At 37.7% G+C, this 875-nt stretch carries 2 protein-coding genes; both read left to right on the top strand.

All coding sequences use genetic code 11. The features are described 5' to 3' along the window. Positions 1-161: 161 nt before the first annotated feature. On the top strand, positions 162-443 hold the full coding sequence (locus EHQ64_RS08860; protein ID WP_135649130.1) for a BrnT family toxin: 282 nt from the start codon (positions 162-164) through the stop codon (positions 441-443). Then, positions 364-672, top strand: coding sequence for a CopG family transcriptional regulator (locus tag EHQ64_RS20380; protein WP_246048662.1), 309 nt, complete (start codon positions 364-366; stop codon positions 670-672). The genes EHQ64_RS08860 and EHQ64_RS20380 overlap by 80 nt, the downstream gene beginning before the upstream one ends. Positions 673-875 lie beyond the last annotated feature (203 nt).

The raw sequence follows: 875 nt of genomic DNA, 5'->3' as shown, positions 1-875 counted from the left end.
GTTAGACGAACAGCTCTGCATGATATTCGTTCCAAATTTTGCGGGCTTCCATGCCCGCTCGCTTTCATTAATATGAACTCTAAATTTTATAAATGTGCACTAAAATATGCATAATTATATGTATTGACAAAGATTTGTTTCTTATCCATTTTTATATATAGATGGAGTTTGAATGGGATCCAGCAAAAAATGATGAAAATTTGCGGAAACATGGAATTGACTTTTTTGAAGCCCAAAGGGTATTCCTGGATCCAAATAGGGTTATTACTTTAGATGTTACCCATTCTTCAGATTCCGAAAAAAGATATTACTGCTTTGGTCTCATTGATTCGCATGTATCGACGGTAAGATTTACTGTTAGAAATGGTAAAATCAGAATCTTTGGGGCAGGTTATTGGAGGCAAGGTAAGAAAGTTTATGAAAAAGAAAATAAAATACACTGATGCACCAGCATCTATATCATCTTCAATTAAATCTTCTAAGGCTGTTGAGGATTTTCTTCCTCCTCCGAATAAACTTGTTTTGAAAGAAGATAATTCCAGGGTAACGATAGTCTTGAGTAAAAAGAGTATCTCGTTCTTTAAAGAGGAATCTAAGAGATCTGGTATACCTTATCAGACTATGATTAAAAAGGTTCTGGATTTATATACAGAACATTATGCTCATAAATAATTAATAACGCCATCCCTGGCTTAATTTTTATGTATTAACTGCAGAGCCGTCGCCTAACTATCGGCTCTGACGCTGCACTTCGGGATTGCTTCGCAACCCTCGTTTGGCCTTCGGCACATTTCGCTTTGTCACTCGTCTTGCTAAGCAAGCCTCATGCCAAGTGCGTGCGCACTCGCGAAACGTCGTCAAGCCTTGGTCGTTAG

The organism is Leptospira sarikeiensis (assembly GCF_004769615.1).
Lineage (GTDB): Bacteria > Spirochaetota > Leptospiria > Leptospirales > Leptospiraceae > Leptospira_B > Leptospira_B sarikeiensis.
The sequence above is the reverse complement of the archived record's forward strand: the minus strand, read 5'-3'. Positions and strand labels throughout refer to the sequence as shown.

Coding starts and splice junctions, on each gene's coding strand:
- EHQ64_RS08860 (WP_135649130.1), top strand. CDS start 162: ATGGAGTTTGAATGGGATCCAGCAAAAAATGATGAAAATTTGCGGAAA.
- EHQ64_RS20380 (WP_246048662.1), top strand. CDS start 364: ATGGTAAAATCAGAATCTTTGGGGCAGGTTATTGGAGGCAAGGTAAGA.